The sequence below is a fragment of the Nesterenkonia sp. Act20 genome, assembly GCF_019173455.1.
GTDB lineage: Bacteria > Actinomycetota > Actinomycetes > Actinomycetales > Micrococcaceae > Nesterenkonia.
This window is the reverse complement of record NZ_JADPQH010000001.1, coordinates 256,295-274,474: the sequence shown is the minus strand read 5'-3', so window position 1 is coordinate 274,474 and position 18,180 is coordinate 256,295. Positions and strand designations below refer to the sequence as shown.

At 66.5% G+C, this 18,180-nt stretch carries 19 protein-coding genes; 11 read left to right on the top strand and 8 right to left on the bottom strand.

What is annotated here, in order from left to right; all coding sequences use genetic code 11:
- Positions 1–5 precede the first annotated feature (5 nt).
- Together IY716_RS01235 and IY716_RS01230 are read right to left on the bottom strand one after the other, a co-directional pair.
- The gene (locus IY716_RS01235; protein WP_218219842.1) at positions 6–458 is read right to left on the bottom strand and encodes a reverse transcriptase-like protein; all 453 of its coding nucleotides are present in this window, start codon (positions 456–458) and stop codon (positions 6–8) included.
- A 93-nt stretch (positions 459–551) separates the two neighbouring features.
- Positions 552–1,439, bottom strand: coding sequence for a Nif3-like dinuclear metal center hexameric protein (locus IY716_RS01230; protein ID WP_218219841.1), 888 nt, complete (start codon positions 1,437–1,439; stop codon positions 552–554).
- Between the two features lie 62 nt (positions 1,440–1,501).
- Between IY716_RS01230 and msrA the strand changes: the two genes are divergently transcribed.
- The 3 genes from msrA (at position 1,502) to epsC (ending at position 3,650) form a co-directional block, all read left to right on the top strand.
- Positions 1,502–2,056 carry a peptide-methionine (S)-S-oxide reductase MsrA gene (msrA, locus tag IY716_RS01225; RefSeq protein ID WP_218219840.1) on the top strand — a complete coding sequence of 185 codons (555 nt, stop codon included), beginning with the start codon at positions 1,502–1,504 and terminating at the stop codon, positions 2,054–2,056.
- Positions 2,056–2,991 (top strand): cysteine synthase A, encoded by a 936-nt coding sequence (gene cysK, locus IY716_RS01220; RefSeq protein ID WP_192590382.1) that lies wholly within the window; start codon positions 2,056–2,058, stop codon positions 2,989–2,991. Before msrA ends, cysK begins: the two co-directional genes overlap by 1 nt.
- A gap of 71 nt (positions 2,992–3,062) precedes the next feature.
- Complete coding sequence (gene epsC, locus IY716_RS01215) at positions 3,063–3,650, top strand: serine O-acetyltransferase EpsC (protein WP_218219839.1); 588 nt, start codon at positions 3,063–3,065, stop codon at positions 3,648–3,650.
- A gap of 32 nt (positions 3,651–3,682) precedes the next feature.
- Here epsC and IY716_RS01210 read toward each other — a convergent pair whose 3' ends face one another.
- The 4 genes from IY716_RS01210 to zapE form a co-directional block, all read right to left on the bottom strand.
- Entirely contained in the window at positions 3,683–4,777 is a 1,095-nt protein-coding gene (locus IY716_RS01210) for a nitronate monooxygenase family protein (RefSeq protein ID WP_255316386.1), read from the bottom strand.
- A 66-nt stretch (positions 4,778–4,843) separates the two neighbouring features.
- Positions 4,844–6,304 carry an NADP-dependent phosphogluconate dehydrogenase gene (gndA, locus tag IY716_RS01205; protein WP_218219838.1) on the bottom strand — a complete coding sequence of 487 codons (1,461 nt, stop codon included), beginning with the start codon at positions 6,302–6,304 and terminating at the stop codon, positions 4,844–4,846.
- A gap of 214 nt (positions 6,305–6,518) precedes the next feature.
- Positions 6,519–7,442, bottom strand: coding sequence for a polyphosphate kinase 2 (gene ppk2 / locus IY716_RS01200; protein WP_192590378.1), 924 nt, complete (start codon positions 7,440–7,442; stop codon positions 6,519–6,521).
- Between the two features lie 136 nt (positions 7,443–7,578).
- Positions 7,579–8,634, bottom strand: coding sequence for a cell division protein ZapE (gene zapE, locus IY716_RS01195; protein WP_218219837.1), 1,056 nt, complete (start codon positions 8,632–8,634; stop codon positions 7,579–7,581).
- Positions 8,635–8,740: 106 nt separating this feature from the next.
- On the opposite strand from zapE, the gene IY716_RS01190 reads away from it, so the two are divergent.
- Both IY716_RS01190 and IY716_RS01185 read left to right on the top strand, forming a co-directional pair.
- Entirely contained in the window at positions 8,741–9,631 is an 891-nt protein-coding gene (locus tag IY716_RS01190) for a sulfurtransferase (protein ID WP_218219836.1), read from the top strand.
- The gene (locus tag IY716_RS01185; protein WP_218219835.1) at positions 9,628–10,134 is read left to right on the top strand and encodes a SufE family protein; all 507 of its coding nucleotides are present in this window, start codon (positions 9,628–9,630) and stop codon (positions 10,132–10,134) included. The genes IY716_RS01190 and IY716_RS01185 overlap by 4 nt, the downstream gene beginning before the upstream one ends.
- On the opposite strand, the gene IY716_RS01180 is transcribed toward IY716_RS01185, so the two are convergent.
- Entirely contained in the window at positions 10,079–11,320 is a 1,242-nt protein-coding gene (locus IY716_RS01180) for an alpha/beta hydrolase family protein (RefSeq protein WP_369699546.1), read from the bottom strand. The genes IY716_RS01185 and IY716_RS01180 overlap by 56 nt on opposite strands.
- Before the next feature lie 183 nt (positions 11,321–11,503).
- Here IY716_RS01180 and msrB point away from each other — a divergent pair, with 183 nt between their 5' ends.
- The 6 genes from msrB (at position 11,504) to IY716_RS13625 (ending at position 17,685) form a co-directional block, all read left to right on the top strand.
- Positions 11,504–11,920 (top strand): peptide-methionine (R)-S-oxide reductase MsrB, encoded by a 417-nt coding sequence (msrB, locus tag IY716_RS01175; RefSeq protein WP_218219833.1) that lies wholly within the window; start codon positions 11,504–11,506, stop codon positions 11,918–11,920.
- A 2-nt stretch (positions 11,921–11,922) separates the two neighbouring features.
- On the top strand, positions 11,923–12,981 hold the full coding sequence (locus tag IY716_RS01170; RefSeq protein ID WP_369699545.1) for a low specificity L-threonine aldolase: 1,059 nt from the start codon (positions 11,923–11,925) through the stop codon (positions 12,979–12,981).
- A 119-nt stretch (positions 12,982–13,100) separates the two neighbouring features.
- Positions 13,101–13,718 (top strand): DUF3000 domain-containing protein, encoded by a 618-nt coding sequence (locus IY716_RS01165; protein WP_218221331.1) that lies wholly within the window; start codon positions 13,101–13,103, stop codon positions 13,716–13,718.
- A gap of 19 nt (positions 13,719–13,737) precedes the next feature.
- A complete protein-coding gene (locus tag IY716_RS01160) occupies positions 13,738–14,967 on the top strand; it encodes an HRDC domain-containing protein (RefSeq protein ID WP_218221330.1) in 1,230 nt (409 codons plus the stop codon).
- 124 nt (positions 14,968–15,091) lie between these two features.
- Complete coding sequence (locus IY716_RS01155) at positions 15,092–17,245, top strand: 3-hydroxyacyl-CoA dehydrogenase NAD-binding domain-containing protein (RefSeq protein WP_218219832.1); 2,154 nt, start codon at positions 15,092–15,094, stop codon at positions 17,243–17,245.
- Positions 17,242–17,685 carry a Rieske (2Fe-2S) protein gene (locus IY716_RS13625; protein WP_255316385.1) on the top strand — a complete coding sequence of 148 codons (444 nt, stop codon included), beginning with the start codon at positions 17,242–17,244 and terminating at the stop codon, positions 17,683–17,685. Before IY716_RS01155 ends, IY716_RS13625 begins: the two co-directional genes overlap by 4 nt.
- A gap of 2 nt (positions 17,686–17,687) precedes the next feature.
- Here the strand turns inward: IY716_RS13625 and IY716_RS01145 are convergent, their stop codons facing one another.
- Positions 17,688–18,179 (bottom strand): hypothetical protein, encoded by a 492-nt coding sequence (locus IY716_RS01145; protein ID WP_218219831.1) that lies wholly within the window; start codon positions 18,177–18,179, stop codon positions 17,688–17,690.
- Position 18,180 lies beyond the last annotated feature (1 nt).

Sequence of the window (18,180 nt, the reverse complement as noted above, 5' to 3'; positions counted from 1 at the left end):
ACGGATCAGTGCTTCGGTCGAATCCGGCTCTTGCTGGGATCCCACGCGACACCGGCGGCGCAGGCGTCCATGGCTTCATTGCTCAGGGCGTCGGCGTCGCCGTTGTCCTTTCGCGGGATCCAGGTGTAGCGCACCTGCATCGGATTCATGATGGTGGCGGCCTCGGCGGCAAGGCGTCTCATATCCTCGTGCTTGATCTTCCAGCGCCCGCTCATCTGTTCCACCACGAGCTTGGAGTCCAGCTTGACCTCCACGAAGGCTTCAGGATCCAGCTCCCGGGCCAGCCGCAGACCTTCGATGAGCCCGGTGTACTCGGCGACATTGTTGCTCGCCTTCCCCAGTGGCGTGGCCTTGGTGGCCAGGATCACCCCTGCCTCATTGCGGACCAGGGCGCCGGAGCCGGCGATTCCAGGATTGCCGCGGCTGCCGCCGTCGGCCTCGACGAACAGAGTGGTCATGGCTCACGCACCTTCATGGGCTGCTGGTTGCTGACGGGCTGCTTCCCGCCCCGGTTCGAGGCGAGTGTCGGTGTGCCGGGATCAGGGCTGAGGTCAGTGTCCCGGGGTCAGGACGAAGTCCCAAGGATCGGTGTTGATTCCGCTCACCGCGACCTCAACATCGTATCCGCGATCGCGCAGCGCCCGGTCAAGTGCCTCGGCTGCCGCCGGCAGCCACAGCCATTCGGAGGCGAAATGGGACACATCGATCAGATAGGGGCGTTGCTGGGCTGCGGCCTCGCGCGCCTCAGAGGCCGGGTGATGGCGCAGGTCAGCAGTCAGGAAGACATCCGCCTGAGCCTGCGCCGCGGCGCCCAGCAGGGAATCGCCGGCTCCTCCGCACAGCGCCACCCGCTGGACCAGGGCGTCCCTGTCCCCGGCGACTCGCACTCCTCCCGCCACCGCCGGCAGGACGGAGAAGACGGTGGAGGCGAAATCGGCAAGAGTCACCGGCGCCGTGAGGGTGCCTATCCGACCCAGTCCCTCGTCCGCGAGACCTGCCTCGGCTGGCCGAAGAGGTTCTGTGTCCTGAACCCCCAGCAGACCGGCGAGGACGTCGTTGACTCCCCCGATCGCAGAATCGGAATTCGTATGTGCGCTCAGCAGCGCACAGCCAGCCTCGATGAGATCGTGGACGAGTTCGCCCTTGAAGTGTCCCGCCTCCACCGAATGCACCCCGCGCAGAAGCAGCGGGTGATGGGTGATCAGCAGATCCGCTCCACTCGTGCAGGCCTCGGTCACGACAGCCTGCACGGGGTCCACAGCAAAATGGATGCGCCGCACTTCCCGGTCGCGGCGACCGGTGACCAGACCCACCGCATCCCAGGATTCCGCCAGCGCCTGCGGCCACAGCTCCTCCGCAATGCTGAGCACCTCCTCCAACAGCGGCGCCGGGCCGCCGGAGGAGGACTGAACCGGACGCTGGACTGGGCTCGAGGACATACCTCAGTTCTACAGGGAACTGGCCAGGAATACAGTGCGGCACACGGGGGGTTGTGCTGGTCATGGAAAACTCACTCAAGACCGTGGTCCTCGCCGCAGGGTGCTTCTGGTGCCTGGATTCCGTGGCGCGCAGGCTCAGCGGTGTCCATTCGGTCCGCAGCGTCTACACCGGAGGCACCGGCCCCGCGATCTACGAGGCGGTGGCCTCGGGATGGACCGGACACGCCGAGGCGGTGGAGATCAGCTACGACCCCTTGGTGCTTCCCGATCAGGTGCTCTATGACGTCTTCTTCTCGAGCCACGATCCGACCACTCTGAACCGCCAGGGCTACGACGTGGGCACGCAGTACCGGTCCGCCATGTTCTATTCCACAGAGGACGAGCATGAGGAGTTCGCCGCTGCGATTCAGCGGGCGCAAGACTCCTTTGACCAGCCCATCGTCACGACGTTGGAGCCCCTGGGGCCGGTGCACGAGGCCGAAGAGGTCCACCAGGACTTCCACTCTCGTCGACCTGAAGTCGGATACTGTCAGGTCATCATCGACCCCAAGGTCGCGAAGCTCCGCAGAGACTATGCTTCATGGTTGAAACCCGAGGAAGAAAGGTCCACCCGCTAATGGCGAAGATTCTTGACGACATCACCCAGGCAGTCGGCAATACGCCCCTTGTGCGGCTCAACCGCCTGGGAGCAGACCTGCCCGGCAACATCGCCGTGAAGCTCGAGTTCTATTCACCGGCGAGCTCCATCAAGGACCGCATCGGCGCTGCCATAGTCGACGCCGCTGAGGCCTCGGGAATGCTCAAGCCCGGCGGGACCATCGTGGAGGGCACCTCCGGCAACACCGGAATCGCCCTCGCGATGGTCGGAGCCGCGCGGGGATACCGCGTGGTGCTGACCATGCCAGAGACCATGTCCACGGAGCGTCGAGTGATGCTGCGGGCGTACGGAGCCGAGATCGTCCTGACACCCGGCGCCGAGGGCATGCGCGGGGCCGTGGAGCGGGCCAAGTCCATCGTCGAAGAGACCGAGAACTCCATCTGGGCCCGCCAGTTCGCCAATGAGGCAAACCCTGCCGCGCACTACCGGACCACCGGAGAAGAGATCTGGCGCGACACCGACGGCGAAGTCGACATCTTCATCGCAGGCATCGGCACCGGCGGCACCATCACCGGAGCCGGCCGTCGGCTCAAGGAATACAAGCCCGGAATCCACCTGGTGGCGGTCGAGCCCGAGGACTCCCCCATTCTCTCCGGCGGCAAGGCCGGGCCCCACAAGATCCAGGGCATCGGTCCGAACTTCGTTCCAGACATCCTGGACCAGGAGATCTACGACGAGGTCTACCAGGCCAACCTCGAGAAGGCCGTCACCATGGCGCGCGACCTGGGGATGCAGGAGGGAATCCTGGGCGGAATCTCCACCGGCGCCAATATCGCGGCCGCACTGGAGCTGGCCTCCCGCGAGGAGAACCGAGACAAGCTCATCGTGACCATCGCCTGCGACTTCGGTGAGCGCTACATCTCCACGCTGCTCTACGAAGACATCCGCGGCTGATCCCGGCGTGCGTCGCCACGCCGGGCTCTGGCCTGACTTCCCTCTGATCTATTCCGAAAGGTGATGACCCCTTGGGCCCACTGAAGCGTCTGCGCGAGGACATCAAAGCTGCGCGTGAACACGATCCGGCGGCCCGCAGCTCCGCCGAAGTGGTCCTCGTCTACTCGGGCCTGCATGCCGTGTGGTCTCATCGGGTCGCACACCGTATGTGGCGCCACGACGGTCTCAAGACGCCGGCGCGGATGCTCTCCCAGTTCACCCGAGGGGTCACCGGTATAGAGATCCATCCCGGGGCGCAGATCGGCCGGCGATTCTTCATCGATCACGGCATGGGCGTGGTGATCGGCGAGACCGCGGAGATCGGCGACGACTGCATGCTCTATCAGGGTGTCACCTTGGGTGGTCGGTCTCTGGAGCACACCAAGCGTCATCCGACGCTGCGCGACGGCGTCGTGGTGGGCGCGGGCGCGAAGGTCATCGGACCGGTGGAGATCGGGGCAGGCTCTGCCGTGGGCGCAAACGCCGTGGTGGTGAAGTCCTCACCACCGAACTCGATTCTCACTGGGATCCCGGCCAAGGCCCGTCAGCGAGGCGTGGCCGAGAAGAAGCCGCATGTCGATCCCGCCGAGTACGCGCTGGATCCGGCGCTGTTCATCTGAGCGGCGCCCGCTGCCCCTTCATCTGCGTCGCCTCACTGCCCGGCGAGGCGGCGCAGAATGACCTCTGCTGACTCCTCACGAGTCTCGGTGAACCCGGTGCCGGCCCACAGATTGATGCCCTCCGGATCTCCGACCTCGGCAAAGGCACGACGCAGCGGGGACGTCAGGTGATGCAGGGCCGGAAAGCCCAAGGGCGCCTGGGCCGTGAGATCGCCGGTGAACGCGTTGGGCAGCGCGCGAGCCGGCCGCCCAGAGAAGGCTGTGGTCACCACGGTCGAACGCTCCGCGCTTGCCTGCGCCAGTGCCTGTTTATGCGCCTCATGGGCACCACTTTCACCCGAGCGCAGCAGCACGGTGCCCACTGCCGCAGCCTCAGCGCCCTGGACCAGCACGGCGTGCACCGCCTCTGGCGTAGACAGTCCCCCGGCCGCCCAGAGCGGCAGTTCGGTGCGCACACGTACATTCCCCAGAAGCTCCCGCAGACTGACCCGCTGCGGTTCACGCACGGGGTTCCAGCTGCCATGATGTCCTCCGGCCGCGCCGGACTGGACGATCAGCCCGTCGGCTCCGGCTGCCTGAGCCCGCGCGGCCTCGCTGGCGTCGGTGACGGTGACCATCACCTTGGCGCCAGTGGCCTGTAGGCGCCGCACGTCCTGCTCGGCGGGCAGCCCGAAGGTCAGGCTCACCACCGGGACCGGCTCTCTCTCGAGCAGCGCGAGCTTTTCGTTCCACCCGTCGTCGTCGGCCCGGGCATCACCGGGCAGGACCACCTCAGCCAGACGCTCCCGAATCGATGCCGCTTCGGCATCGTCGTACGCCCGGCCCGCGTACTGCGTGATCCAGCGTTGAAGTGCTGAGCGGTACCGCGCGAAGTCCTGGCCGCTCACCGGAACGGGATTCGGCACGAAGAGATTGACCCCGAACACCGACGTTTCCGACTGGACCGCGCTGATCTGCGAGTGAAGCTGCGCGGCGCTCTGGTATCCCCCGGCGAGGAATCCCAGGCCTCCGGCTCGGGAGGCTGCGATGACCAGCTCGGGGCGGCTCGGCCCGCCGGCCATGGGTGCCGCCACCAGTGGAGTGGCGGCACCCAGCTGGGCCAGCAGGCCCGTGGCGCGCAGACTCATGGGGTCACCCCGACCAGTGCGGAAAGCCGATCCAATAGTCCGGGAACCCTTCTGTCGAGCAGGGGGTCAGGCCTCGATCTCGCTGCGGTCACCAGACCACTGGGTGTGGAAGGTCCCTTCCTTGTCCACCCGCTGGTAGGTGTGCGCGCCGAAGTAGTCACGCAGTCCCTGAGTCAGCGCGGCCGGCAGGCGATCGCGGCGCAGACTGTCGTAGTAGGCCAGTGAGGAGGAGAACACCGGTGCCGGCACTCCGTAGGTCGCGGCGGCGGCCACCACGCGGCGCCAGGCGGGAAGGCACTCGTTGACCGCTTCGTTGAACTCCGGCGCCAGCAGCAGGTTCTTTGGCTGCTCCTCGCGGGGAGCATCGTAGGCCTTCATGATGGTGTCCAGCAGATCGGCGCGGATGATGCAGCCGGCACGCCAGAGCGACGCGATGGCCTTGAGGTCCAGTTCCCAACCGAACTCCTCCCCGGCAGCGACCAGCATGTCCAGACCCTGCGCGTAGGCGACCAGTTTGGAGGCGTAGAGCGCCCGGCGGACATCCTCGACGAAGTCCTGGCGGTCCTCCGCGCTGCCGTACTTCTCCTGCGCAGAGAGCGTCTCATCGATCCCTGCGCTGAAGGTGGCATTGGTGACCGCGCGCAGCTCCCGCTGCGAGGAGATGGATCGTGCGAAGACGGATTCAGCGATGGCAGTCACCGGGGAACCGACCTCCAGGCCGGAGATCGCCGTCCAGCGTCCCGTGCCCTTCTGCCCGGCGGAGTCCACCACCACATCGACGAGCGGGTGGCCCGTGGTCTCATCCTCCTGCTCAAGAACCTCAGCGGTGATCTCGATCAGGTACGAGGCAAGGTCCGTGGTGTTCCACTCACGGAAGACCCCGGCCTGCTCGCGCGGCTCGATCCCGGCCAGGGATCGCATCAGATCGAAGGCTTCACCGATGACCTGCATGTCGGCGTATTCGATGCCGTTGTGGACCATCTTCACGTAGTGCCCGGCGCCATCGGTGCCGATCCAGGTGCAGCATGGTTCGCCGTTGTACTTGGCGGAGATGGTCTCGAGCATCGGGCCCAAAGAGTCGTAGGACTCGCGGGAGCCGCCGGGCATGATGGAGGGCCCGTTCAGGGCGCCCTCCTCACCGCCGGAGACGCCCACGCCGACGAAGTGCAGACCCTTGCCGCGCAGAGTCTCCTCGCGGCGGCGGGTCTCTTCGAAGAAGGAGTTTCCGCCGTCGATGATGATGTCACCCTCGTCCAGAAGCGGCACAAGGTCCTCGATGACAGCGTCCACCGGAGCGCCGGCCTTGACCATGATCAGGACTCGCCGGGGACGCTCGAGGGACTCCACCAGTTCGGCGAGCGTCTCGGTGCGGATGAACTCGCCCTCGCTGCCGTGAGCCTGAAGGAGCGCGTCGGTGCGCGATGCAGAGCGATTGTGCAGGGCTACGGTGTAGCCGTTGCGAGCCAGATTGCGAGCCAGATTGGCTCCCATCACAGCTAGGCCGGTCACTCCGATGTGGGCACTCATGCATTCTCCTTCGTCGAGGTCGATCAGACAGTCTCTTCCCATCCAGGCAGGGTGGGCGCTGCAATTTCGCGGCTCCCACCCAGGTCTGCGAGCGGCGGTGCGCGCGCTGAGCTGACATGGGATCCCGCCATCGTGAACCTCGATGTCCGCGTGGCGAGCACGTTCACTCTACCGCGTCGACCCCGAGCGGGCCCGTTGTCCGGCCATGAGGAAATCAGTCGCCCACGGCATCGCGGCCGCGGCGGACGATCAGCGGGTCCGGTTCGCCCACGATCTCGTGGTCCTTGCCCTCGTATTCGAACTGGGAGAGGAAGCAGCGCATCGCATTGAGCCGGGCGCGCTTCTTGTCATTGGACTTGATCGTCATCCAGGGAGCGTGGTCGGTATCGGTGCGCCGGAACATCTCTTCCTTCGCCTCGGTGTAGTCCTCCCAGCGGTCGAGTGACTCCAGGTCCATGGGAGAGAGCTTCCACTGCCTCACAGGGTCGATCTGCCGAATGGCGAAGCGCGTGCGCTGCTCCTGCTGCGTGACCGAGAACCAGAACTTCGTCAGGTGGATCCCGGCATCGACGAGCATCTGCTCGAACTGCGGAGCCTGCCGCATGAACACCTCGTACTCCTGCTCCGAGGAGAACCCCATGACGCGCTCCACTCCGGCTCGGTTGTACCAGGAGCGGTCGAAGAGCACCATCTCTCCAGCGGTGGGCAGATGGTCCACGTAGCGTTGGAAGTACCACTGCCCGAGTTCCCGGTCCGAGGGGCGGTTCAGCGCCACCACGCGCGCCGTCCGCGGGTTCAGGTGCTCGGTGAAGCGCTTGATCGTGCCGCCCTTGCCGGCGGCATCACGTCCTTCGAAGACCAGGACATGTTTGAGCCCGTAGTCCTCGGCCCAGTACTGGAACTTCAGCAGCTCCACCTGCAGGTGATACTTCTCGATCTCGTAGACATCCCGGCCGAGCCGTTCAGCGTAGGGGTAGTTCTCGTGCCAGGTCTCCACGGCCCGACCCTGCGGGTCGATCAGGTCCGGGTCAGGGGTATGACCGTCCTGGACCGTGTATCCGCCGTCGCGCAGCTCGTCGATGAACTCGCGGAGATTCTTGCGCGCCGTACCGTCGACCTGGAAGATCGGATCATTCATCAGAACAGCCTTTCTCGAGATTCGGCTCGCCCCAGCCAAGCAGAGGTGCGTGAACACGCCGTTAACTGGTCTGTTAACTGTTCTGGCTGAACCTGGACTCCAGCTGTGAGTCCGAGAGGCTCCGCCGAGCGGGGCGCTACAGCGTCTCCTCACCCATCTGGCCGGCGCGGGCCAGAGCGGTCAGCCGCGAGACCGTGCGGTGGTACTTCTTCATATATCCGCCGGACATCATCTCTTCGGTGAAGAGCTGGCCGAAGGACACCCCCGAGGCGATGATCTTGACGTCCTGGTCATAGAGCCGGTCGGCGAGCACGACGAAGCGCAGCGCCAGTGCCTGCGCCTCGATGGTCTCGACGTCCTTGAGCACCAGCACATCGACATCATCGACGAGCTGGCGATACCGGCTGGGGTGCACGCTGGTCATCCGCTCACACAGTGCGCCAAAGTCGTCGACCGCGATCGCGGCCTCTGGGTAGTGCTCAGCGGCGAAGTCTTCGATTTCGCCGGTGCTCAGCGGAGCGGGGGCCTCGGGCAGTCCGCGGTGGCGGTAGTCCTCGCCGTCGACCTTGATGACGGTGAACTGGTCCGCCAGCACCTGGATCTCGCGCTGGAAGTCTGCGGCCGCGAAGCGACCCTCCCCGAGTGACCCGGGCAGCGTGTTCGAGGTGGCCGCGAGCTTCACTCCGGCGTCGGCGAGCTCTCGCATGAGTCGCGACATCAGCACCGTGTCCCCGGGGTCATCAAGCTCGAACTCATCGATGCAGACCAGGGTGTAGTCGCTGAGCACATCCACGGTGCGCCGAAAGGACAGGGCGCCGACGAGGTTGGTGTACTCCACGAAGGTCCCGAACGCGCGCTGACCCTCGACCGCGTGATACAGCGAAGCGAGCAGGTGCGTCTTGCCCACCCCGAAGCCGCCATCGAGGTAGATCCCGGCGGGCTCCTGGGCGCCCGAGGCGCCCCGGCCGAACAGCTTGCCCCAGAAGCCGCCTGCGGCGGGCTTGCGCCCGGCAGTCGCAGCGAACTCACGCAGCGCGTTGACAGCCTTCTCCTGCGAAGGGTGCGCGGGGTCGGGGATGTACGAGTCGAAGGACACCTCGGAGAACCGGAAGGAGGGCTTCAGACCTTCGAGCAGCTGACCCACTCCGAGCTGAGGGGTCCGCTGGCTCAGCGGAGTGACATTGGTCGGCATGTGACCACTCTACCCAGGACTCTTCGTTTGACCCGCCGATTCCCTATCCTGGAGAGAGACCCTCGCCGCGGCGTCGACGAACACATGAAGGAAGGTTCTGCACACCATGACCGAAGCAAAAGACTTCTCCCAGTACGCCCACCCCGAGGCACTGGTCTCCACCGACTGGGTGGCGCAGCATAAAGACGATCCCAGCGTGGTGCTGCTGGAGTCCAACGAGGATGTCCTGCTCTACGAGACGGGACACATCCCCGGGGCCCAGAAGATCGACTGGCACACCGACCTCAATGACTCCGTCACCCGTGACTTCCTCGGCCCTGCGCAGTTCGCCGACTTTGCTGCTTCCAAGGGGATCACCCCCGAGACCACCATCGTCTTCTACGGCGACAAGTCCAACTGGTGGGCCGCCTACGCACTCTGGGTCTTCACCCTCTTCGGACATGCAGATCTGCGTCTGATGGACGGCGGTCGGCAGAAATGGGTCTCCGAGGAGCGCGAGCTCACCACGGAGTCGACTCCGGCCACCCCGGCCGAGTACCCGACACCCGCGGCCCGCGATGATTCGACGTTCCGCGCGTTCCGCGAAGACGTGTTGGAGCATTTCGGCAAGCCCCTGGTGGACGTGCGGTCGCCGATGGAGTATTCCGGGGAGCGCACCCATATGGAGGGCTACGAGCAGGAGGGCGCCATGCGCGGGGGTCACATCCCGTCGGCCGCCTCCGTGCCGTGGGCCAAGGCTGCGAACGAGGACGGCACCTTCCGGTCCCGGGCTGAGCTCGAGGAGATCTACACCGAGCGGGCCGGGCTGGGCACCGCCGATGAGGTGATCGCCTACTGCAGGATCGGAGAACGTTCCTCGCATACGTGGTTCGTGCTGCAGCATCTGCTGGGCTATGAGAACGTGCGCAATTATGACGGTTCCTGGACCGAATGGGGCAACGCCGTGCGGCTGCCAATCGCCACAGGTGATCAGCCCGGAGAGGCACCCACCCGATGAGCACGACGGATCCAGAACGCGCTGCGGCGAGCACCGACTCTGAGCCCAGCGCGCTGCCCGAGCAGCTGGCCGAAGTGATCGAGGAGTTCGCCGAGCTCGAAGAGCGGCAGAAGCTGGAGATGCTGCTGGAGTTCTCCCGGGAGCTCCCGGAGCTTCCCGAGCGCTATGCCGGTAGCTACGACCAGATGGAAGAGGTCGTGGAGTGTCAGTCCCCGCTGTTCCTCACGGTGGAGTACGACGACGACGCCGGAACGGCCGAGCTGTTCTTCGCGGCGCCCCCTGAGGCTCCCACTACTCGAGGGTTCGCGGCGATCCTGCATGAAGGACTCAGCGGGCTGAGCTACGAGCAGATCCTCGGCGTGCCCGACGATCTCTCCGAACGGCTGGGGCTCGCTCGGGCGATCACTCCCCTGCGGCTGCGCGGGATGACGGCGATGCTGGGCCGGATCAAACGTAATATCCGGGCTCACCTGGCCGGGACTGCCCCGGGGCAGGCCGGCTGAAGAGGTCGAGGAGCCATTCGAACACCGTCGCGTCCCAGCGCTGCGGGTCGTGGTTCCATTCCTTGACGTGACGGGCCTGCGCGAAGGAGACATAGCTGACCTTCGGGTTCTTCCGGGCGAGATCCCGGGAGGGCCCGTAGGGCACGATGTTGTCGTCGACGCTGTGCATGATCAGCACGTGGTGGCGCAGCTGCTCGGCGCGGTCGATCCAGTTCATCGCCTGCAGATCCACCGGGGCGGCGAGTCCGGTGACGCGCCGCCCGCCAGGATTGGAGATGAACCACTGGCCCAGCCTCCCCACCGAGGACGGGATTCGGTTCGCGCGGGCCTGGAAGGCCAGCACGTCCATCCAGTCGATGACCGGGCCGGTGAGCACAAGTGCGCGGATGTGTTCGGCGAACCGTGACCGGTCAGCTGTCTGCAGGGAGATCGCACCGCCCATGGACCAGCCCAACAGGACGATGTCCTCCGCGCCGCGCTCCAGCGCATACTCGATCGCCGCTTCAACGTCCTCCCACTCGGTGACGCCCAGTCCGTAGCGACCATCGGAGGCGTCGGGGGCCTCCCCGTCATTCCGATAGGAGATCAAGAGGGTGTCGATGCCCAGCGCTGAGGTCGCCGCCAGGGCGCGGATCCCCTCCGTGCGGTTGCTGCCGCGGCCGTGAACCCCGATGGCCCAGATGTTGCGTCCGGCCAGCGGAGGCTCTTCGCCCTCGGGCCGGCCCGCTGCACGAGGCTGGGGTGGGACGTGCCAGGCCGGTGACGGTCCGCCCGGCAGCGTGATGACGACTTCCTCGCTTTCGAAGCCTGCGTGACTCGGATTCAGGTAGACCACGGAGGTCCACCAGCCACGGACCGCCGTGCGGAGATCTCCGCCATAGACCTTCTCCACCGGCCGTGTCACGGTGCCGCCCTTGGGCTCCAGCGCGGAGATCGGTCCGATGCGCGCCAGGGATCGGCCCCCATGGAAGAACAGGCCGTAGGTGCCATCCACCACCGTCTCCGCGGTGATGGGCAGAATCACCTCATCACCTTCGGATCCGCGGGTGACTGCCAGGATTTCGAGATCCTCGGCTCGTTCCCGCACCGGGGTCACGACGGCGCGGGCGAAGTACCCGGCGAGTCCCGATGCGGCGGCTGCCAGCGTCATGCCGGCCGCCAGTCCGGTGCCGGTCCCCAGCGTCACCGCTCGGATCCACGGAGTAGGCGCGTGATGCGTCGTCTTGGCGGCAGATCTCTGGCGTCTCCACCATGGTCTGACGCGCCGAGCATCGGAACTCTCGAGTGCGGCCGGTGCACTGTGCTCTTTCAGCCTGGACTTCATGACGATCAGCTTACGCGCGCCCGCGGATCATGATGAGATAGAGACATGAGTGAGAATCAACTTCCTGGACCCTCCGACGATCAGTGGCGCGAGAGGCTGAGTCCGCAGGAGTTTCAGGTGCTTCGCGAAGGCGGCACCGAACGCGCCTATACGGGCGAATATTGGGACAACAAGGCGGCTGGGATGTACTCCTGCCGGGCCTGCGGGGCGGCCCTGTTCACCTCCACCGAGAAGTTCGACTCCCGCTGCGGCTGGCCGAGCTTCTTCGAGCCCGCCGCGGACGCGAACATACGGTACCTGCGAGACGTCTCGATGGGTATGGAACGGGTCGAGGTGCGCTGTGGCTCCTGCGACTCCCACCTCGGGCATCTCTTCACCGGTGAGGGGTTCGACACCCCCACGGATCAGCGCTACTGCATCAACTCCATCTCTATGGACTTCCACCCGAGCGAGGAGAGCTGAGCGTGACGGTGACCGATGCACCCGCCCAGGTTCTCGACGCCTCCTTCGCCTCGGACAATGTGGCCGGCGTGTCGCCTGAGATTCTGCAGGCTCTGAGCCGGGTCAATCCGGATTCGGCACTGCCCTACGGGGCGGATCCCATCACGGCCGAGCTGCGCGAGGTCACCAAGGAGATCTTCGGCCCCCGAGCCGAGATCCTGCCGGTCTTCAACGGCACCGGCGCCAACGTGGTCTCGCTGCAGGCTCTGCTCCCCCGCTGGGGGGCCGCGATCTGTTCCGTGCAGGCGCATGTGAACAATGATGAAGGCGCCGCACCTGAGCACGTGGGCTCGCTGAAGCTGCTCCCGCGGCCTACGCTGAGCGGCAAGCTCAGCGCCGCCGATGTCGAGGCCGAGATGAAGAACCTCGGATTCGTCCATGCGGCGCAGCCGCTGGCAGTGACGCTGACCCAGTCCACGGAGCTCGGCACCGTATACACGCCTGAGGAGATCTCCTCCATCGCCGCCGCAGCGCATGGTCACGGGCTCGGCGTGCATATGGACGGCGCGCGGATCTCCAACGCCGCCGCGGCTCTGGGCTGCTCGCTCGGCGAGGTCACCACCGAAGCTGGGGTCGACGTCGTCAGTCTCGGCGGGACCAAGAACGGCGCCATGGCGGCCGAGGCCGTGGTGGTCATCGATCCAGACCGGGTTCGCGGCACGGACTACATCCAGAAATACTCGATGCAGCTCGCCAGCAAGCAGCGCTACGTCTCAGCCCAGCTGCTGGAGCTCTTCGGCACCGATCTGTGGCGACGCAACGCCACCCACGCGAATTCGCAGGCCGCCACGCTGGGCCGCGCGCTCAGCGAGATCGAGGGAGTCACTCTCTCGCGTCCCACCGAGGTCAACGCCACCTTCCCGGAGGTTCCGGTGGCCGTCGCCGACGCGATTCGGCAGCGCTATCTGGTCCACGTCTGGGACACCGCGGCCAGCGGCAATCCGGTGCTGCGCATCATGTGCTCCTGGCACACCAGCGACGCGGAGATCGAGGCCCTGGTGGAGTGCGCGCGGCGCGCCTAGCACGCCAGGCTGACTGCGGTTTCTAGTCTTGGGGCGTGACAGCATTCGGTCCCAGCTCAGGACCCGACCAGCCCGGGGCGACCCGCACCGGTCCGAGCGACGCACGCGGAGCTTCTGGCATCGAGGGGCTCCCCGAGACGTTTCTGCATGCGCTCGGTGAGCTCCGCCGGGCGTCTCCGCGAGCTGAGGCCCATGTGGCGGAGGTGCCTGCCCCCTCCAAGCTGGCGCCCTACGCGGTGGCCCTGCGCGCCGAAGTCCAGACTCCCAGCGTCTCCTCGCTCGGCTCCCACCCGGCGAGCAGGCTGCGGCCGCAGCCTGCGGACCCCGAGATTCTCGCCACCGGACGCTTCATCCTGCTCCACGATCCCGCCGGACAGCAGGCCTGGGGTGGGGCCTTCCGAGTGGTCATCTACATCCGCGCCGAGCTCGACGCCGAGATGGGCAATGACCCACTCCTTGGTTCGGTCGCCTGGACCTGGCTGTGCGATTCCCTGGCCCAGCACGGGGTGGAGTACAGTCATGCGGGCGGCACGGCCACCCGCATCCTCTCCGAGAGCTTCGGGAGCATGGAGAACCGTCAGCCCAGCAATGACGTGGAACTGCGCGCCTCCTGGAGCCCCACAGGGCCGAGATTCGGATCGCACCTCCAGGCGTGGGCCGATATGGTCTGCTCCTTCGCCGGGCTGCCGCCGCTGCCCGATGGAGTGATCGCCCTGCCACATATCAGGAGGAGCTGACGACGTGTCGGATCCCTCGATGGACGCCCCCGAAGCGGTACCGCCGCCGCTGCTGACCGAGCCCGAAGACGGGGTCCCCTTCGTCATCGACACCGAACGGGGACTGCAGCGCTGCGCCGAGGCCCTGGCCCAAGGCATCGGTCCAGTGGCCGTGGACGCAGAACGCGCCTCGGGCTTCCGCTATGGTCAGCGCGCCTTCCTGGTCCAGCTCAAGCGCGAAGGCTCCGGCCTCTGGCTCATCGACCCCGAGCCCTTCAGCACGCTCGCTCCAGTGCAGGAGGCCCTCCAGGACGTCGAGTGGATTCTGCATGCAGCCACGCAGGACCTTCCCTGTCTGGCCGAGCTCGGCATGCACCCGCACCGCCTCTTTGACACGGAGCTCGCCGCTCGGCTGAGCGGACTTCCCCGGGTGAGCCTGGGCGCCGTCGTCGAGTCGCTGCTCGAGGTGCGCCTGGCCAAGGAGCACTCAGCCGCCGACTGGTCCAAGCGCCCGCTTCCCCAGGACTGGCTGCGCTATGCCGCACTCGACGTCGACCTGCTGATCCCGCTGCGTGAGCGGCTGCTCGACCTGCTGCGTGAGCAGGGAAAGCTGGATTGGGCGCAGGAGGAGTTCGAATATCTGCGCACCCACCGCCCAGTGACCATGCCGCGCAGCGAGCGGTGGCGCAAGGCCTCGGGTGTCAACAAGCTGAAGTCACCGCGCAAACTTGCGGTGCTGCGCGAGCTCTGGGCCGCGCGGGAGAACATGGCGGAGTCCAAAGACGTCTCCCCCGGTCACATCCTTCCGGATTCTGCACTGGTCGCGGCCGCCGATGCCATGCCGCGGACGGTTCCGCAGCTGCTCGGCGTCCGTGGTTTCCATGGACGCGCCGCCAAGCGGGAAGCCCCGAAATGGCTGCGCGCCATCGAGTCAGGGAGCAAGGATGAGGATCTTCCTCCCGCGCAGCGCCGCGCGGCAGGACCGCCTCCGCCCCGGGCGTGGAAGGATCGCAATCCGCTCGCCTTCCGGCGCTATCGAACCGCTCGTGACTGGCTCACCCACCACGCCGATGAGCTCGACCTCATGCCCGAGACGCTGCTGACTCCTGCGGTGCTCAAACAGCTGTGCTGGACGCCACCTGAGGTCATCGACCTGAACGGCGTCAGTGATGCGCTGCGTGAGCTCGGTGCACGGGAATGGCAGATTGCGCAGTGCGCTGCCATCGTGACCGTGGCGATGCTGGATCCGGAGCCCCTGGACGCCTTCTGAGGACCGGTCCGAATTCCGCATCGACTTCGGTTTCCCCCGTGGTTACCCGCGGGTAGTATGTGAGCTGAGACTCATCCGAGGCGCGGGATGCCCGCGCTCACCCTCACGTCACGGAGGCCACGACATGGCAGCAGCGCACGCCCACGACATCCCGGAAGACGCCCTGGACTTCTCCAGGTTCACCGACCTTGCATCGGTCTTCGGCGATGAGGTCATCACCCACAGTCGGGTCGAGGACATCGAGCTTCCTCACGGGGCGGGCACGTTCCTGCTCATCCGGCTGGACAATGACCGTCCCAAGCGTCCGTCCACGCTGGGCCCCAGCAGCCTGATTGAGTTCGGCGAGACGCTCGCCGCCGCGCTGCCGCGGGCTCGCGCCGGTGAGATCTCCGGTGTCGGTGTGATCGGCAAGCCAGGGGTGTTGGCCGCCGGAGCCGATCTCGGGGCCGCAGAGCGCGTGGACTCCGCAGATCACTCCTACGCCATGGCGGACCTGGGACACCAGGCCTACCGACTTCTGGAGGACTTCCCCGTCCCGAGCTTCGCGTTCATCAACGGCACCGCCCTCGGCGGTGGGCTGGAGATCGCACTGGCGGCCCAACATCGCACCGTGTCCGCAGCGGCCAAGGGAGTCGGGCTGCCAGAGGCTTTCCTGGGGCTGGTCCCCGGCTGGGGCGGCGTGTACCGGCTGCCGCGGCTCATCGGTCCCGAGGCGGCGGTCCAGGTCATCTTCTCCAACGCGCTGAGCAACAATCGCACACTCACCGGAGGCAATGTCTTTTCGCTGGGCATCGCCGACCAGCTCCTGGACGCTGAGAACTTCGAGGCGGACAGCCTGGACTACGCAGCGCGCATCATCAGCGCAGACCCCACCACCACCGACGCGCTGGCCGCGCACCGCAGCCACGACGACACTCCCGAGGCCTGGGAGCGCGCGATCGCGTCAGCCGAGCGCACCGTCGCCGCGAAGCTGGGAGACACTGCTCCGGCCCCGCTGCGCGCCCTCGAGCTCTTCCGCCGGGTGCCGGAGCGCAGCCGCGAGCAGAGTCGCGAGGCCGAATGCATCGCGCTCGGTGAGCTGATGCTCACCGACGAGTTCCGCAACACTGTGTACTCCTTCCTGGGCCTGCTGCAGAAGCGAGCCAAACGTCCCGCGGGAGTTCCCGAAGCGGCTCCCCACAGCATCGCCAAAGTCGGCGTCGTCGGCGCCGGTCTGATGGCATGCCAGCTGGCCATGGTCTTTGCACAGCAGCTCAAGGTCCCTGTGGTGCTCACCGATGTGGACCAGTCCCGGGTGGACAAGGGGCTCGCGCATATCGAGTCGCAGATCGGCAGGCTCGCGGAGAAGGGCCGGCTCAATCCTGAGCAGGCTGCCGCGGTACAGGGTCTGATCACCGGGTCCACTGACAAGTCCGTGTATGCCGACGCCGATTTCGTGATCGAGGCGGTCTTCGAGGAGATCGGTGTGAAGAAGCAGGTCTTCGCGGAGCTGGAGCGGATCGTACCGGCCCAGACCATCCTCGCGACCAACACCTCCTCGCTCTCGGTGACAGAGATGGCCGCTGACCTTCGGCACCCGGAACGGGTCATCGGCTTCCACTTCTTCAACCCGGTGGCGGCCATGCCGCTGGTCGAGATCGCTCGTGCGCCGCAGACCGCGGATGTTCCCATCGCCACGGCCTTCCAGCTCGCCTCAGGCCTGCGCAAGACCCCGGTGCTCACCAGCGACTCCACCGCGTTCGTGGTCAACCGCGTGCTCCTGCGTCTGATGGCGGAGGTGCAGCGGGCCTTCGACGAGGGAACCGATGCGGCCACGGCTGATGCCGCGCTGCGGCCCATCGGACTGCCGATGAGCCCGTTCACCCTGCTCGCCATGGTGGGGATCCCCGTGGCGCAGCATGTCACCGAGTCGCTGCACAGCAGCTTCGGTGAGCGGTTCCACGTCTCGGCGAACCTGCAGCGGCTCATCGACTCCGGGGTCACCGAGATCTGGAGCACCGACGAGGCCGGCCAACCGTATATCAAGGACAGCACCCGTGAGCTGTTGCGCTTCGGCAGCTCGCCGCGCAGCGCAGAGGAGCTGCTCATCATCGTGCAGGACGCGTTGGCCGAGGAGATCTCGATGATGCTCGATGAGGGCGTCGTCTCTTCCCGCGAGGATATCGACCTCTGCATGATCCTCGGAGCCGGCTGGCCGCTGCACCGCGGGGGCATCACCCCGTACCTGGACCAGGTTGGCGCGAGCCAGCGCGTGAACGGAAGGACGTTCGGATCATGACTCACGCCTCCTGCGGCCGCCGCAGCTTCCTGCACAGCTCCGCGCTCGGCGCAGCCGCCGGGGCGGCGGTGCTGAGCGGCTGCGGCAGTCCCGAGAGCACGTCTCCCCCGAGTCCGGCGGTGGAGACCCCGCCCAGTGACGTGCCCTGGACAGACGTGCTGCCTGCCGCGGAGCTGCCCGTGGGCACGAGCAGTGAAGCCTCGGTCGGTGAGATTCAGCTCGTGCTGCACCGCAGCGAGGAGGCCACGGTCCATGCCTTCTCTGTCGTGTGCACGCATCAGGGCTGCGCAGTGGCCGCCGAGCAGGAGCACTACGCCTGCCCCTGCCACGGCTCGGTGTTCAACCTGCAGACCGGGGCGCCCGAGGGCGGGCCTGCTCAGGAGCCGTTAGCGAGCTACCCCGCTGAGATCAGCGGGGACACCGTGCGCGTGAAGGTATAGTCTCAGCCGAGGCGAAGCTCCACCTTCGAGGCGGGCACATCTGAGCCGCGGACTGCGGACTTCACAGCATCGCGGGCCTTGCCCTGGTGCAGGGTGGAGAACCGCATCACGCTGGCGTGTCCGTTCTCCTGAGTCTCCACCTCGGGATCACTGACCGCGCCGAGTCCACGCCAGGCGAGCGCAGCGAGCACCTCGCGATGCACCGTCTGGACGTTGCGCTCCTCAGAGGAGCTGGGCTGCCGCGCTTTCAGCGGATAGATCAGTCGAAGTTCGGTGAGCGATTCCGCCGGAGCCTCCTCGAAGCCATCCTCGCGACACTGGGCCTGAAAGCTCTCCAGCAGCTGATCTGCTTCCTCGGAGCCTGCCTTCTCGGCGGTGATCTTGCCATTGGTGCCGAGCGCTCCGTAGTGGATGACGAACTCCTGCGCGGTCTCGTCGAACCATGCTTCGCGGTAGGTCCAGGTCTGTTCTTCTCGGCGGTACAGGGTGAGCAAG

What these genes read in the sequence shown, in the direction of transcription:
- IY716_RS01230 (WP_218219841.1), bottom strand. Translation starts at nt 1,439, where the DNA reads ATGTCCTCGAGCCCAGTCCAGCGTCCGGTTCAGTCCTCCTCCGGCGGC.
- IY716_RS01160 (WP_218221330.1), top strand. Translation starts at nt 13,738, where the DNA reads ATGGACGCCCCCGAAGCGGTACCGCCGCCGCTGCTGACCGAGCCCGAA.
- msrA (WP_218219840.1), top strand. Translation starts at nt 1,502, where the DNA reads ATGGAAAACTCACTCAAGACCGTGGTCCTCGCCGCAGGGTGCTTCTGG.
- zapE (WP_218219837.1), bottom strand. Translation starts at nt 8,634, where the DNA reads ATGCCGACCAATGTCACTCCGCTGAGCCAGCGGACCCCTCAGCTCGGA.
- IY716_RS01235 (WP_218219842.1), bottom strand. Translation starts at nt 458, where the DNA reads ATGACCACTCTGTTCGTCGAGGCCGACGGCGGCAGCCGCGGCAATCCT.
- IY716_RS01190 (WP_218219836.1), top strand. Translation starts at nt 8,741, where the DNA reads ATGACCGAAGCAAAAGACTTCTCCCAGTACGCCCACCCCGAGGCACTG.
- IY716_RS01155 (WP_218219832.1), top strand. Translation starts at nt 15,092, where the DNA reads ATGGCAGCAGCGCACGCCCACGACATCCCGGAAGACGCCCTGGACTTC.
- msrB (WP_218219833.1), top strand. Translation starts at nt 11,504, where the DNA reads ATGAGTGAGAATCAACTTCCTGGACCCTCCGACGATCAGTGGCGCGAG.
- cysK (WP_192590382.1), top strand. Translation starts at nt 2,056, where the DNA reads ATGGCGAAGATTCTTGACGACATCACCCAGGCAGTCGGCAATACGCCC.
- gndA (WP_218219838.1), bottom strand. Translation starts at nt 6,304, where the DNA reads ATGAGTGCCCACATCGGAGTGACCGGCCTAGCTGTGATGGGAGCCAAT.
- IY716_RS01185 (WP_218219835.1), top strand. Translation starts at nt 9,628, where the DNA reads ATGAGCACGACGGATCCAGAACGCGCTGCGGCGAGCACCGACTCTGAG.
- ppk2 (WP_192590378.1), bottom strand. Translation starts at nt 7,442, where the DNA reads ATGAATGATCCGATCTTCCAGGTCGACGGTACGGCGCGCAAGAATCTC.
- IY716_RS13625 (WP_255316385.1), top strand. Translation starts at nt 17,242, where the DNA reads ATGACTCACGCCTCCTGCGGCCGCCGCAGCTTCCTGCACAGCTCCGCG.
- IY716_RS01210 (WP_255316386.1), bottom strand. Translation starts at nt 4,777, where the DNA reads ATGAGTCTGCGCGCCACGGGCCTGCTGGCCCAGCTGGGTGCCGCCACT.